This window comes from Nocardiopsis sp. NPDC055824, from assembly GCF_053616335.1.
Genome location: NZ_JBSHDN010000040.1, coordinates 26,802 through 40,339, shown reverse-complemented (window position 1 = coordinate 40,339; position 13,538 = coordinate 26,802). Strand labels below are relative to the sequence as shown.

Sequence of the window (13,538 nt, the reverse complement as noted above, 5' to 3'; positions counted from 1 at the left end):
CCCCCACGGGGGCCGCGGTCACCCCTGTTCCTCCTGTGCGTTCCCGCCGGCCGGCGGGAACGGCGCCGGGGCCCGTCGGGTCCCGGGCCCCGGGTCGCTCAGGCGGGGCAGGAGGTGTCCTGCTCCGGCAGGTCGCCCCCGACCAGGAAGGCCGTGGTCACGTCCTGCGCGCACGCGTTGTCGCCGTTGACGTAGACGCCGTGCCCGCTGCCGTCGACGCTCACCAGCCGGGAGCGCTGGCCGAACTTCTCGTCGAGCAGCACCCCGCCCAGGTGCGGTGTGACCGGGTCGCGCCGGTTCTGCACGATCAGGACGTTGCTCGGCCCCTCGTCGAGGACCTCCACCGGCGGCTCGGACGGTCCGGAGGACCAGGAGGCGCAGGGCATGGCGTTGGCGGAGGCGGCGCCGAACAGCGGGTACCTCTCGCGGTCCTCGGCGACGCTGCGCCGGTAGGTGTCGACGTCCTCGGGCCATTCGACGTCGTTGCAGGTCACGGCGAGGAACACCGACCAGGAGTTGTCGTACGGCGACAGCCCGGCGTCCGTCGCGGGCCGGGCGCCGGGGGGCGCCCCGCCGGTGTCCGGGGTCCCGTCCGGCAGCTCCCCGGCCGCCGCCGGGTCGGAGGCGAGCAGTTCCTGCCAGGCCTGCGCCGTCACGGGGTAGGACAGCTCGCTGTAGAGCCCCACGAAGGTGGACAGCCGGAAGAGGCTTCCGTCGACGGGTCCGCCGGCCGTGTCCGCCGGGGTCTCGTCCAGGCGCCCGGCGAGCGCGAAGTAGGTCTGGCGCACCTCCTCCTCCGACTCGCCCAGGCCGTACTCGTCGTGGCGTTCGGCGGCCCATCGCGCGAAGTCCGGGAAGGTCTCCTCGGCGCCCAGGCCGTACCTGCGCATCCCCTCGTGGTCGAGGTGGGTGTCGCCGATGTTGCTGTCGAGCACGATCCGGTCGGAGCGCTCGGGGAACATCGAGGCGTAGGCGGCGCCCAGCGCCGTGCCGTAGGAGGCCCCGTAGAAGCTGGTCTTCGGCTCTCCCAGCGCCTCCCGGATCAGGTCCAGGTCGCGGGCCATGTTGGCCGTCGACACGTGGCGCAGCCTGTCGTCTCGGTCGTTGTCGGCGCACTGGGCGGCGACCGCCTCGGCGGCAGCGGCCTGGTCGACGACCGCCGCGTCGTCGACCGCGTAGGGCGGGATGGCGCCCCGGTAGTCCTGCTCGTCGGTGAAACCGCAGCTGATCGGCGCCGAGTACCCGACTCCGCGGGTGTCCATGCCGATGAGGTCGTAGCTGTCCGCGACCTCGGCGGGCAGGCCCCGGGAGACCAGGTCCGCCGGCATCGTCAGCCCGGAGCCGCCCGGGCCGCCCGGGTTGAACATCAGCACGCCGCGCCGCTCGTCCGGGTTCTGGCTCGCCAGCCGGGACACCATGATCTCGATCTGCGCGCCCCCGGGGTCGGAGTGGTCCAGGGGCACGGGCACCAGGCCGCACTCCATCCCGGGCGCCTCGGCCGCCACCTCCTCGGGGCAGGCGCCCCACTCCACCCGCCCCGCGGGCTCCGTGCCCTGCTCGTCGGCCGCGGCCGGTACCGCGACCAGCGGCCCGGCGAGGCCGATCGCCGCCGCCACGGCCCAGTTCCGTCCTGCTCCACGCCTTCGTCCCATGTCCGTCCTCACCTGTGTCGGTCCCGACGCCGCTGTCGGCCCGCGACCCGGCCCCCTGGCACCCGGGCCGGGCGCCGGCGGCCGTCCCCGCCTGCGCGGGGGGCAGCGGCGGCAGGGCCTGGCCGGGAGGGGGAGCGGTGGTCGTCGGGGTCCATGCCTCGAACCTAGGCCGGAGCCGAGCCGTGACGGAGTGTCACGGGTCATGGGTTTCCCGCGCGATCCGCACGGTTCCGGCATGACAGATGTCATGCGTCGACGGGGACCGGGAAAGGGCCTGGCGCGGGGAGCTGGGACGACGCGGGTCTCGCGCCCGGATCGGGCGAGGCGGCGCCGTCGCGGTCCCGGAGGCGCGGGAACGTGCCGGGCGCCCGGGGCGGAGCCGGTCCGCGGCGGGCGCCCGGGGCGCGGGTCAGTGCGTCAGGCGGCGCACGGTCTGCGGGTGGATGACGACGCGGAGGTGGTCGTCGGCGAGCATGCCCGCGAGCTCCTCGGCGCGTGCCGGGTCCTCGAGATCCCAGTAGCGGGCGGCCAGGCGGGCGGCCAGGTCGCGCGCCCCGTCGGCCTCCAGCGTGGCGCGGCCGACGACGGACACCCAGCGCTCGCGCTCGCCCACCGGGGCCGCGACGACGATCGAGGCGCGGGGGTCGCGGCGCAGGCGCCGCACCTTGAGCGCGTCCGGCTCCGTGAAGAGCTGGAGGGTTCCCTCGTCCGTGGCCTCGAACCACACGGGCCGGGGCTGGGTCGGTTCCGCTCCCCCGGCCACGGACAGGAACCCGTGCAGGGGACGCCGCAGGAACTCCAGGTCCTCGGCGGTCAGCAGGTCGGTGGTGGTGGTGCTCATCGCTTTCCTCTCCGAACACGGTGGTGACGGTGGGCGGTCCGCGCCGTCCGCTCGCGCGTGCGGCGGGCGGGCGGCGCGGAGTACGGGGTCGGCGGCGGCCGGGGGCCGTCCCGGCGTGCGGGGCTCCCGCCCGCCGAGGCGCGGGAAGGTCCCGGGGCGGCCGCCGCGGGGTCACGGCCGCCAGGCTCCCGCCGCGGCGGCCCGCACGACGTAGTCCTCGAAGGTGCGGGGCCCGCGTCCCAGCACGGCGGCGACGCCGTCCGTCGTCGCGGCGATCACCCCGCGCTCCATCAGCACGAACATCTCGGCGACGTGGTGGGCGTCGTCCTCGCCCCAGCCCTCCCGGACCAGCGCCGCGGTGTACTCGGCCGGGGAGACCTGCTTGTAGGCGATGGGCAGCCCGGACGCGCGCGAGATCAGTTCGACGGCCTCGGCGAAGGTCAGCGCGCGCGGCCCTGTCAGCTCGTAGGTCCGCCCGGCGTGCTCTCCGGGTCCGGCCAGCACCGCGGCCGCCACGTCGGCGACGTCCTCCAGGTCGATGAACGGTTCGGGGACCGCTCCGGCGGGGAGCACCAGCTCTCCGGCGACCAGTGGGGCGTGGAAGAGGTCCTCGTCGAAGTTCTGGGCGAAGTTGGACGGCCGCAGGACGGTCCACTCCAGTGCCGAGCCGCGCACGGCGTCCTCGGCCGAGCGCATGTCCAGCCCGAAATCGGAGTCGCCCCAGGTGTCGGCGCCGCGCCCGGAGAGCAGGACCAGGCGCCGCACGCCCGCGGCCCCGGCCCGCTCCACGAACTCGTGCACCGGTCCGGGCACGGTCGGGGCCACCACGTAGGCGGCGGTGACGCCCCGCAGGGCCGCGTCCCAGCCGCCGGGGTCGGACCAGTCGAAGGGTGTGGGGCTGGTGCGGGAGGCGGCGCGCACCTGGAGGCCGCGCAGCCGCAGGCGGGCGGCGACCCGTCGGCCGGTCTTGCCGGTGGCGCCGAGGACGAGGGTGGTGTCGTTGTTCATGACTGCGATTCAACGGCATCCGTCCGGACGATTCCATGGGTGAGACACCGGATGGCCTTTGCGATCGTCTAATCTCGTGGGCATGGACGCGTTCGGTGACCTCTTCCGGGGGATGCGGGCCCAGGGCTCGCTGTTCGGCAGCTCGACCCTGACCCCGCCGTGGGCGCTGCGCTTCGTGGACGGGGCGCCGCTGACGCTGTGCACCGTCCTGGGCGGGGGTGGCTGGATCGTGCCGGAGGGGCTCCCGCCCGAGCCGCTGCGCGCCGGGGAGACGGTCATCGTGCGGGGTCCCGCGCCCTTCTCCTTCGTGGACGAGCCCGGCACCCGGGCCGAGGCGGTCGACTGCGGCGAGTACTGCGCGACGCCCGAGCAGGGCGGGACACGGCACCGGGTCGGCTGGAGCGACAGCTGCGGCGTCCCGGGCGAGGGCGCGACGACGCTGGTGGTGGGCGCCTACGCGGCGAGCGGCGAGGTCAGCCGCAGGCTGCTGGAGGCGCTGCCCGTGGTGCTGCGCGTGGCCTCCGGCGGCGGGGCCGATCCCGTCATGGAGCACCTGGCGGCCGAGGTCGCCGCCGACACCCCGGGCCAGCAGGTGGTCCTGGACCGGCTGCTGGACTGGTTGCTGGTCTGCTCGGTGCGCGACTACTTCGACCGGCCCGGCGGCGAGCCGCCGGCCTGGTACGCGGCCCAGCGCGATCCGGTGGTCGGCGCCGCGCTGCGCCTGCTGCACGCCGAACCGGCGGCGCCCTGGACGGTCGCCTCCCTGGCCGTGCGGGTCGGGGTGTCGCGTTCGACCCTGGCCAAGCGGTTCGCGGACCTGGTCGGCGAACCGCCGCTGACCTACCTCGCCCGCTGGCGCATGACGCTCGCGGCGGACCTGCTGGTCGAGCGGGAGTCGGCGACCGTCGCCGAGGTCGCCCGCGCCGTGGGCTACTCCGACGCGTTCGCCTTCAGCGCGGCGTTCAAGCGGATCCGGGGCGTCAGCCCGAGCGGGTTCCGGCGCGCGGGCGCACTCGTCCCCGGGCAGCCGGCCGGTCCGTCCGCGCGGCCTCAGGGCGCCGTGCCCGCGACCGTTCCCGCGCCCCTCACCGCCGTGGGCGGGCGTTCCTAGGCCGACGGGGACCCCAAGCCGGGGACGGTGACCGCCGGGGCGGCGCGGCGCCGACAGGGCGCCCCTGCCCGGTGGTTCAGCCCGGTCGGACCACGCGGCCGAGCAGGGCCATGAGCTGCTTCAGCTCGCTGTCGGACAGCACCGCCAGCGGGGACTTCTCCAGCGCCGCCCGGACCAGCTCGTCGCGGACCGCGCGGCCCTTGTCGGTCAGGACCAGGACGCGGGAGCGGCGGTCGGCGGGGTCCACCGCGCGCTCGACCAGGCCCCTGTCGGCGAGCTGGTTGGTGATGAAGGTCAGGTTCGGGGCGTTGCAGTACAGACGCTCGGCCATCACCTTCATCGAGGGCGGCGGCTCGTCCGGGTCGACGGCCCACAGCGCCTGGAAGGTCGCCGGCGTCAGCTGGTGCCCGGCCAGCGCCTGCCCGATCAGGTCGTTGGTCCGCATCCAGATGTCGTGGGTCGCGGCGACCACCGCGGTGAGTTCGGGTGTGGTCATGCCGCCATTCTACAAACGCTTCGAGCATCGAAGGATCATGCTAGCTTGATACTTCGAGACTCGAAACAAAGGGGGAGCTGTGAAAGACGACTACCGCGGTACCACCGCGCTCGTCACGGGCGCGTCCAAGGGGCTGGGGCGGGCCTACGCCCTGGAACTGGCGCGCCGGGGAGCGCGGGTGATCCTGCTGGCCCGCTCGGAAGGGGACCTCCAGGAGCTCGCCGAGCAGATCCGGGAACGGCACGGCGGACAGGGGCGCGGGGCTCCGGGCGCCGAGGTCGCCGAGGTGGTCACCGGCGACCTCGCCGCCCCGGACGGCCCGGAGCGGATCCTGCGGGAGCTGCGCGAGCGCGGCCTGACCGTCGACCTGCTGATCAACAACGCCGGCACGGGCAGCGTGGGCCCGTTCCTGAGCCGCCCCCTCGGGCCGCAGCTGGCCTCCGTCGGGCTCAATGTCAGCGGCCTGCTCGCACTGACCCACACGATCGGGGCGGAGATGGTCGCCCGCGGCTCCGGCGGCATCGTCAACGTCTCCTCCACCGCGGCCTTCCAGCCCATGCCGTACCAGGCCAGCTACGGCGCGACCAAGGCCTTCGTGCTCTCCTTCACCGAGGCGCTGGCCGAGGAGCTGCGCGGCACCGGCGTCCACGTCATGGCGGCGCACCCCGGCGCGATCGCGACCGGCTTCTTCGACGGCACCTCGGCCACGATCGGCCCGCAGGCCGACACGGCGGCCACCGTCGCGGCCCACACCCTGGACGACTACGCCCGGCGGCGCGCGGTGTCCTACCCGGGCCGGACCGTGAACCGGGTCATGACCTGGCCCGCGCGTCTGCTGCCGCGCACCGTCGTCGCGCGGGTGGCCGGCGGGTTCAACCGGCGGCTGCGCCTGCACGAGGTCGTCGACGCCGCCTGACCCGGGCCGGCGGGGGCCGTCGGTGTCCCCGGAGCGGGCCGGTCGCCCCGTGGGGGGCGCGGGCGAGGGGGCCCGGGTCCTGCGTCACGGCACGGCCGCGGGCTCCCCCGCCCCTCCTCAGGGGGCGCTCTGCCCGGATCCGCCCGTCCGGTCCAGGCGGGCCAGCACGTGGGCGTCGAGGAAGCCCCGCTCGGAGGCCGGGTCGTGGACCAGCCGTGCGAACGGGACGAGCCCGGCCCCGGCCATCAGCGCGGCGAAGCGGTCCACCGGCCAGCTGTAGGCGGGCGCCACCTTGTGGTCGAAGCGGACCGGCTCCGGTCCGTCGGTGGCGAAGAACGAGGCCAGGAGCAGTCCCTGCGGCGCCAGGACGCGTGCCTGCTCGGCGAGCAGCGCGGGCAGCTCCGCGGGCGGGGTGTGGATCATCGAGTAGTGGGCCAGCACGCCGCCGAGCGCGCCGTCCCCGACCGGCAGGGCCTCCATCCGCGCCTCGTCGAACCGCAGCGCCGGATGGGCCCGCCGGGCGTGGTCGACCATGGCCGGGGAGAGGTCGAACCCGAAGGCGTCCAGCCCCCGTTCGTGCAGCATGGCCGTCAGGTGCCCGGGCCCGCACCCGACGTCGGCCGCGCGCGGGTTGCCCGTCCCGCGCACCAGCTCGGCGAAGGTGCCGATCATGTTCCGCGAGAACGGCTGCGTCTCCAACCGGTCGGCGAACATCGACGCGTACAGCTCGACGACCCCGTCGTAGGCCGCCCTGGTCTGCTCCTGGTGCTCCGTCACGGGAGGGAAGCTAGCACCCGCGCACGTGCGCCGCCTCCCCGGCCCCGCCCCTCCGGGACCGGCCGCCCGGCCGTCGGAGGGCCCGCGCCTCACCGGCGGCGCCTCCGGTCGGCTCACCGGTTCCGGCCCGGGAGCGCCTCGTCCCCGTGCCGCGCGAGGAAGGCGTCCGTCTCCCCCGCCGTGGGACCCGTGGCCGGTCCGCGGCGGGTGACGGAGAGCGCGGCGGCCGCGTTGGCCCGGCGGGCGGCCTCCACCGGGGCCAGGCCACCGGCCACGGCGGCGGTGAACACGCCCACGTGCGCGTCGCCCGCCCCGTTGGTGTCCACGGCGCGCACGGGAAAACCGGGCACACGCAGGGGTGCGTCCCCGGCCCCGGCCACCGCGCAGCCCTTGGCGGCGTCGCGCACGACCACCGTGCCGCCGGGGCGGATCCGGGGCAGGAGGAGCGCGGCGGCCTCCTCGGGGGCGGTGCTCCCGGTCACGGTCGCGGCCTCGGCGGCGCTGAGGCTGAGCAGGTCGACGCGGGCCATGACCCGGTCCAGGGTCCGCCGGGGAAGGTCGCCCACGACCGGCGCCGGGTCCAGGACCAGGCGCACCCCCTCGGGGAGGTCGCCGATCCAGGTGAGGAGGTCGTCGGCGCGCGGTCCGGGCAGCAGCGAGTACCCCACGGTGTAGACGAAGTCCCCCGGGCGGGGCCGCAGGGTGCGCAGCTCGGCCAGGGACACCTCCGTCTCGGCGCCCAACCGGGTGATGAAGGTGCGTTCGGCGTCGCCGTCCACCAGGGCCACGCAGAAGCCGGTGTCCGCGTCGGGGAAGGGGGCGTGCGCCACCGCGACCCCCTCCGAGCGCAGCGCGGCACGGACCAGGTCCCCGTGGGGCCCGGTCCCGTGCGACCCCGCGTAGACCACCTCCATGCCCGCGCGCGCCGCGGCGGCGATGACGTTGAATCCTCCTCCGGCCAGGGTCCGCGCGGAGGAGGCGAACACTCCCCCGCCGGCTCGGGGAAGGGCGTCGACATCCATCACGACGTCGACGATCACCGGTCCCACGTGCAGCAGACGTCCGGTCACGGCAGGGCTCCCCTCGACTGCGCCGACCGTTGTGCCGGCCCCGCGATCATCCCGCGGCGGCCGGGGAGCGGGTGCCACCGGGGGCGCCGGACCGGACGGTGGCGCGCGGGACCGTCCCCGGCGCCCGGACATGCAGTGCCGGGGACGGCGGGGGCCGACCGGCATGGGTACGGTGGGAGCCCCCGGCGGGGACCGCGGCCGCTCCCCCGCCCCGCCGCTCCGTGAGGGGCGTCCCCGGGGGGACGACGCATAGGAAGTCGGGGTTCTGACACGAACACCCCGGACCCGCTCCGACCTGCACTGTCAGCGCCCCTGACCCCGTTCGTCCGTGGAACGAACACCCCGACGGACCGCCCACACGCGGTCCCGGCCTCGGTGCCTGTCGAATCGGGGAGAAGAATTTCCGGTTTCCGACCCTCGCACGCGGCCGGGCGGGGAATGCCCTCCCTACCGGTCGCGGCGACCGGCAGGCGGTGCCGGAGAAAGCACGCGGGCGCCGCGCCGAGGCCCCCTCCCCACGGCCGCAGGAGGCGGTCCGGTGAACGCTCCCCCACAACCGGTCGGCGGGACCGCCGGGCACGGATCGTCGCGCAAGGGGTTGTCGTCGGTCCCGCCCCGCATGTGGGCGGCGGTGGTCCTGCTCGTCGTCACCGCCCTCTTCGTGGCCCAGAACCGGGACACGGCGCAGATCCAGTTCCTGGTCGTCTCCCTGACGGCCCCGCTGTGGGCCGCACTGGCCGTGTCGGTCGCCGCCGGCGTGGTCACCGGACTGCTCGTCCGACCGTCACGACGGCGCAGGCGCGGGGCGTCGGGGTAGGGGGCGAACCAAGCAAGCCTGAAAGGGGCGCGGCGTTGCAGGGGCCCACCTCGAGCCGCTGAACGGCGATACTCTCTCCTACGTCGGTTGCGGTTCGATGAAGCCGCTGCGGCCCGCTCCCACTGCTGGCCACGGTGTGCGCGTTCACCACCCCTGGTCGAAGAGGACTTGGCCGGGCTGTCCCCCTACCTGCGCGCCCACATCCGCCGGTTCGGCGCCTACGCCACCGACGAGCTCGGGATCGGACCCGAGGCCTTCGAGGCCGCCCTGACCGAGACCGACTTCACCGTCCTGAACCTGGCCGCTTGAGGGGGCGGCCTCCTGCCCCGGAACGGGACGCCGGGCCGTGCCCTGCTCAGCCGCGGTCGACCGGAGCGGCGATCCACCGCGTCAACGGCATCACGTGCTCGAGCAGATCTACACCCAAGGGGGTCAGGGCGTACCCCACACGCGGTGGGGACTCCGGATAGGGGCGGTGCTCCCGAACGCACGGTGAGGTGCAAGGTAGCCCCGTAATGCAGGTTCCGGTTTGGTTGTTCCTCATGCCCCAGTCACGACAGAGTTGGTACGCAAGATATTTTTGTGCCTTCCATCCTTTACGAGGGGCCCTGTGATCGCACATGGAGCCCCCTGATGTTCCGTTCCGTTTCACCCGGCCGGGCTTTTCCAGAAACCCGGCCACATGTGGCCATCAGGGGGACAAAGAGGAACAAGGGCCTGCGGCGGGCGGCGTTCGCAGGTATCGTGTGGCGCCCTTCTCGACTGCGGACCGCCTTTCGTCTCCGGTTGGAGAAAATCCCTGGTACGGGGTGGTGTCAGGGTGAATAATGCCTTCGACCAGCCGCAGAGGAACCCGGGCCCTCACAGGACATCCGGGGCGAGGTGCGGGTCAGCCACCGGCCGGTTCCGGCCCGGGGCCGGTGGTCGGAAAACCGTTCTGCTGTAATAGGTGACCAATTATTCGACGTGAAAGAGGTCCGATGGGATCAGTGGGGCGGCTGCCGTTGGGCAGTGGCGGGGAAATCCTTTTCGAGGCGTTCCCGGTCGTTGAATCAGACCAGGTGGGCGAGGGCGGTCCGGTGAAGGCGGGGCGGATCGCCGACGCGGTCGGCGAGCTGCCGCACACGCTCCTGGAAGCCCTGCAGCCGGTGCGGGAGATGGCCGAGACGGTCGTGGAGCAGCTGAGCAAGGCCAGGCCCTCAGAAGTCGAGGTGACCTTCGGCGTGGACCTGTCCGCGCAGGTCGGCGCCATCGTCAGCAAGGGCGAGGGCAAGGCGAACCTGAAGGTGCGCGTGCTGTGGAAGAAGGACGACGAGAAGTAGGGCGACAAGCGCCGGGGTGTGGGGGCAGTGCAGGAGGAGTCAGGAGCTGATGGGATGAGTGCGGGCCGCCATAGCGACGAGGGTGCCGCTTCGGCCCCCCGGCAGGGCTCGGGGATGGGCGAAGGGGTCGTCCAGGTCCTGGACAGCGACGACCGCGTGGTCGGCGCGGGGTTCCTGGCCGGTGAGAACCTGGTTTTGACCTGCGCGCACGTGGTGCAGGCCGCGCGAAGCGCCCCCGGCGCCACGGTGGCCCTGCGCTTCGCCCTGCTGCCCCAGGCTCCCGTGGTCCGGGGGCGGGTCCTGGAGCAGGAATGGCGCACCCTCGACGCCCAGGACGTGGCCGCGCTCCGCCTGGAGCAGGTGCCGGACAAGGCCCGACCGATGCTTCTGGGCCGAGCGGAGGGGACTCGCGGGCACCAGGTCGCCTCCTACGGGTTCCCCGCCCAGGCCCCTGCGGATGGGCACTTCGGCTACGGCACGGCCGGGGACCTGCTGCCCGACACCCGGGTGGGCCCACGGCTGCAGCTGACCGGCGCCAACGACCTGACCACCGGGTTCAGCGGCGCGCCCGTGCTGGACGAGGTGACGGGCCTGGTGGTCGCCATGGTCACCGAGATCACGGCCCAGGACCGCTACCAACGGGGCCAGGGCATCGTCTACGCCACGCCCGCCGAGGTGCTGCGCGAGGTGGTTCCGGAGCTGGGTGAGGCGCAGATCTTTCCCTATCGGGGTCTAGCGTCCTTCACCGCCGAGGACGCGGCCTGGTTCCATGGCCGCCAGGGCGCGGTGGAGGAGCTCCTGGAGAGGGTGCGCCGCCACCGGCTGGTGCTGTTGCTGGGCCCTTCCGGTGCGGGAAAGTCCTCTCTGATCCAGGCCGGGGTGCTGCCGGCGCTGGCTGCTGGCGGTGTGCCGGGCAGTGACCGGTGGTTGCCCGTCCTGGTGCGTCCGGGTCGTGACCTGGCCGCGGAGCTGGCGCGGGCGGGCCTGGATGGGGAGGAGAGCGGCGGTATCGGGGCCGCGGTGCGACGCCGCCTGGAATCCGGGCCCGGTTTTGACCGTCTGGTGTTGGTCATCGACCAGTTCGAGGAACTCCTCACCCGCACGCCCGCCCCTGGTGACCAGGCCAGCCGCACACGAGGGCTGGACCTGGTGGAGGAGCTGCTCGAAGACATCCAGGCTCATGTCCCGCTCAGCGTGGTCCTGGTCATGCGCAACGACTTCTACTCCCCGTTGGCCGAGGCGGCCCCGCACCTGCTGGAAGTCGCTCAACCCGGGGTGGTCAACATCCCCTCCCACCTCAGCACCGCTGAACTGGATGCCATCATCGCCCGCCCCGCCCAGGACGCGGGCGCCCGGTTCGAGGACGGCCTGCCCCAACGCATCATCGATGACCTGCGCCAGGCGAGCACGGGCCGCCGTGTCGCGGCCACCCTGCTGCCCCCGCTGCAGCTCGCCCTGAGCCAGCTGTGGGAGCGGCGCGACCACGGCCGCCTGACCCACCAGGCCTACGCGAACATCGGCAAGGTCTCGGGAAGCCTGGCAGCCTGGTGCGACAACGCCGTGGGACAGTTACCGCAGGCCCAGCGCCCGATCGCCCAGCGCATCCTCACCGCCCTGGTGCACCCGGCCGACGAGGACCCGGCCATCCCCGCCACCCGCCAGCAGGTCCCCCTATCCGAGCTCAGGGCCCTGGCCGCCGGCACACCCGCCGCCGACGCGGACTTCGACGAGGTCCTGGACTCCTTGAGTACGGCCCGGATCATCACCACCACCAGCCTTCCCCCCGGCCCTGCCGCCAGTGCCCCTGGCGACGCCCGTGCCGGCGATCCCATCGTGGAACTGGTCCACGACGCGCTCATCCGCGACTGGGAGACATTGCGCACATGGGTGGACCGCGACCGCAAGTTCCAGGTATGGCGGCACGATGTCTCCAAGCAGGCCACCCTCCACGCGGACAGCAGGAAGCCCGGAGACCTGTTGTCGGGCACCACCCTGGCCGAAGGGCTGCAATGGGCCGGCCAGCGCTCACTGCCCCCCCGCATCTCCGATTTTGTGGCTGCCAGCGAGAAGCACCAGCAGTTGGCCATGCGCCGTGCCCGGCGCCTGAACACGGTCCTGGCAAGCTTGCTGGTCCTGGTCCTGGTCGCTTCCGGAGTGGCCGCGTCTCAGTGGAGGAACGCCGAGCAGGAACGACTCGACGCCCAATCCCGCCAGCTCGCCGCCCAGTCCACCGCCCTGCTCGACCGAGAACCCGACACGGCCTCCTTGCTGGCTGTGCACGCCTACAACACCTCCCCTACCGACGAGGCCCGTGGCAGCCTGCTGCGCGCCGGCGGCCTCGGTCTCCAGCACCACCTCACCGGCCACAATGGGCCGGTGAATGCGGTGGTGTTCAGCCCGGACGGACAGAGGTTGGCCAGCGCGAGCGACGATGGGACGGTGCGGGTATGGGACGCCGAGTCCGGAGAGGAACTCCGCACGCTCGAAGACCACGACGACGGGGTGTCGTCGGTGGTGTTCGACCCGTACGGGCGCAGGTTGGCCAGTGCGGGCGATGACGGGACGGTGCGGGTGTGGGACCTGGATTCGCAAGAGGATCCCCACGTCCTCACCGGTCACGACGAACCGGTGAGGTCGGTGGTGTTCGACCCGGACGGCCAGCTGTTGGCCAGTGCGAGCGAGGACGGGACGGTGCGGGTATGGGATGCCGAGTCCGGACGGCAGCTCCACGTCCTCACCGGCCACGAATACTGGGTGAAGTCGGTGATGTTCAGTCCGTACGGGCAGAGGTTGGCCAGTGCGAGCGGCGACGGGACGGTGCGGGTGTGGGACGCCGAGTCCGGACGGCAGCTCCACGTCCTCACCGGCCACGACTCCGGGATGGAGTCGGTGGTGTTCAGCCTGAACGGATATCTGTTGGCCGGTGCGAGCGGCGACGGGACGGTGCGGGTATGGGATGCCGAGTCCGGACGGCAGCTCCACGTCCTCACCGGCCACAACAACGAGGTGTGGTCGGTGGTGTTCAGCCCGAACAGCCAGCTGTTGGCCAGCGCGGGCACTGACGGGACGGTGCGGGTGTGGGACCTGGATTCGCAAGAGGATCCCCACGTCCTCACCGGTCACGACGAACCGGTGAGGTCGGTGGTGTTCGACCCGGACGGCCAGCTGTTGGCCAGTGCGAGCGGCGACGGGACGGTGCGGGTATGGGATGCCGAGTCCGGACAGCAGCTCCGTATCCTCACCGGCCATGACGAACCGGTGAGGGCGGTGGTGTTCGACCCGGACGGGCACAGGTTGGCCAGCGCGGGCCAGGACGGGACAGTGCGGGTGTGGGACGCCGAGTCCGGACAGAAACTCCGCTCCCTCACCGGCCACGACCAAGAGGTGAGGGCGGTGGTGTTCAGTCCGAACGGCCAGCTGTTGGCCAGTGCGAGCGGCGACGGGACGGTGCAGGTGTGGGATGCCGAGTTTGGGCGGCAGCTCCGTATCCTCACCGGCCACAACGACGGGGTGTCATCGGTGGTGTTC

The 13,538-nt window shown here is 73.4% G+C and carries 12 protein-coding genes; 6 read left to right on the top strand and 6 right to left on the bottom strand.

From position 1 onward, the window contains the following. Nucleotides 1-98: 98 nt before the first annotated feature. From ACWGL3_RS11465 to ACWGL3_RS11455, 3 genes are all read right to left on the bottom strand, one after another. On the bottom strand, nucleotides 99-1,652 hold the full coding sequence (locus tag ACWGL3_RS11465; protein ID WP_267944694.1) for an alpha/beta hydrolase: 1,554 nt from the start codon (nucleotides 1,650-1,652) through the stop codon (nucleotides 99-101). Between the two features lie 409 nt (nucleotides 1,653-2,061). Continuing rightward, nucleotides 2,062-2,493 carry a pyridoxamine 5'-phosphate oxidase family protein gene (locus ACWGL3_RS11460; protein ID WP_267944695.1) on the bottom strand — a complete coding sequence of 144 codons (432 nt, stop codon included), beginning with the start codon at nucleotides 2,491-2,493 and terminating at the stop codon, nucleotides 2,062-2,064. A gap of 171 nt (nucleotides 2,494-2,664) precedes the next feature. Continuing rightward, entirely contained in the window at nucleotides 2,665-3,501 is an 837-nt protein-coding gene (locus tag ACWGL3_RS11455) for an NAD(P)H-binding protein (protein ID WP_267944696.1), read from the bottom strand. An 82-nt stretch (nucleotides 3,502-3,583) separates the two neighbouring features. Between ACWGL3_RS11455 and ACWGL3_RS11450 the strand changes: the two genes are divergently transcribed. Continuing rightward, nucleotides 3,584-4,612, top strand: coding sequence for an AraC family transcriptional regulator (locus tag ACWGL3_RS11450; RefSeq protein WP_267944697.1), 1,029 nt, complete (start codon nucleotides 3,584-3,586; stop codon nucleotides 4,610-4,612). 76 nt (nucleotides 4,613-4,688) lie between these two features. On the opposite strand, the gene ACWGL3_RS11445 is transcribed toward ACWGL3_RS11450, so the two are convergent. Further along, nucleotides 4,689-5,108: a MarR family winged helix-turn-helix transcriptional regulator gene (locus ACWGL3_RS11445; protein ID WP_267944698.1), complete on the bottom strand. Its 420-nt coding sequence runs from the start codon at nucleotides 5,106-5,108 to the stop codon at nucleotides 4,689-4,691. A 79-nt stretch (nucleotides 5,109-5,187) separates the two neighbouring features. Between ACWGL3_RS11445 and ACWGL3_RS11440 the strand changes: the two genes are divergently transcribed. After that, nucleotides 5,188-6,024, top strand: coding sequence for an SDR family NAD(P)-dependent oxidoreductase (locus tag ACWGL3_RS11440; protein WP_452461233.1), 837 nt, complete (start codon nucleotides 5,188-5,190; stop codon nucleotides 6,022-6,024). Nucleotides 6,025-6,141: 117 nt separating this feature from the next. On the opposite strand, the gene ACWGL3_RS11435 is transcribed toward ACWGL3_RS11440, so the two are convergent. Both ACWGL3_RS11435 and ACWGL3_RS11430 read right to left on the bottom strand, forming a co-directional pair. Further along, nucleotides 6,142-6,801, bottom strand: coding sequence for a class I SAM-dependent methyltransferase (locus ACWGL3_RS11435; protein WP_452461232.1), 660 nt, complete (start codon nucleotides 6,799-6,801; stop codon nucleotides 6,142-6,144). A 113-nt stretch (nucleotides 6,802-6,914) separates the two neighbouring features. Further along, complete coding sequence (locus ACWGL3_RS11430) at nucleotides 6,915-7,871, bottom strand: PfkB family carbohydrate kinase (RefSeq protein ID WP_452461231.1); 957 nt, start codon at nucleotides 7,869-7,871, stop codon at nucleotides 6,915-6,917. Between the two features lie 538 nt (nucleotides 7,872-8,409). Here ACWGL3_RS11430 and ACWGL3_RS11425 point away from each other — a divergent pair. The 4 genes from ACWGL3_RS11425 to ACWGL3_RS11410 form a co-directional block, all read left to right on the top strand. Beyond that, complete coding sequence (locus ACWGL3_RS11425; protein ID WP_452461230.1) at nucleotides 8,410-8,688, top strand: LapA family protein; 279 nt, start codon at nucleotides 8,410-8,412, stop codon at nucleotides 8,686-8,688. 168 nt (nucleotides 8,689-8,856) lie between these two features. Further along, a complete protein-coding gene (locus tag ACWGL3_RS11420) occupies nucleotides 8,857-8,997 on the top strand; it encodes a hypothetical protein (RefSeq protein ID WP_452461234.1) in 141 nt (46 codons plus the stop codon). Nucleotides 8,998-9,668: 671 nt separating this feature from the next. Beyond that, on the top strand, nucleotides 9,669-10,010 hold the full coding sequence (locus tag ACWGL3_RS11415; protein ID WP_452461229.1) for a CU044_2847 family protein: 342 nt from the start codon (nucleotides 9,669-9,671) through the stop codon (nucleotides 10,008-10,010). A 114-nt stretch (nucleotides 10,011-10,124) separates the two neighbouring features. Next, the coding region (locus ACWGL3_RS11410; protein ID WP_452461228.1) for an nSTAND1 domain-containing NTPase at nucleotides 10,125-13,538 on the top strand (3,414 nt) is incomplete at its 3' end.

Bases quoted from the DNA above. Each gene is read 5' to 3' on its own strand.
- ACWGL3_RS11465 (WP_267944694.1), bottom strand. From the start codon at position 1,652: ATGGGACGAAGGCGTGGAGCAGGACGGAACTGGGCCGTGGCGGCGGCG.
- ACWGL3_RS11445 (WP_267944698.1), bottom strand. From the start codon at position 5,108: ATGACCACACCCGAACTCACCGCGGTGGTCGCCGCGACCCACGACATC.
- ACWGL3_RS11450 (WP_267944697.1), top strand. From the start codon at position 3,584: ATGGACGCGTTCGGTGACCTCTTCCGGGGGATGCGGGCCCAGGGCTCG.
- ACWGL3_RS11455 (WP_267944696.1), bottom strand. From the start codon at position 3,501: ATGAACAACGACACCACCCTCGTCCTCGGCGCCACCGGCAAGACCGGC.
- ACWGL3_RS11460 (WP_267944695.1), bottom strand. From the start codon at position 2,493: ATGAGCACCACCACCACCGACCTGCTGACCGCCGAGGACCTGGAGTTC.
- ACWGL3_RS11415 (WP_452461229.1), top strand. From the start codon at position 9,669: ATGGGATCAGTGGGGCGGCTGCCGTTGGGCAGTGGCGGGGAAATCCTT.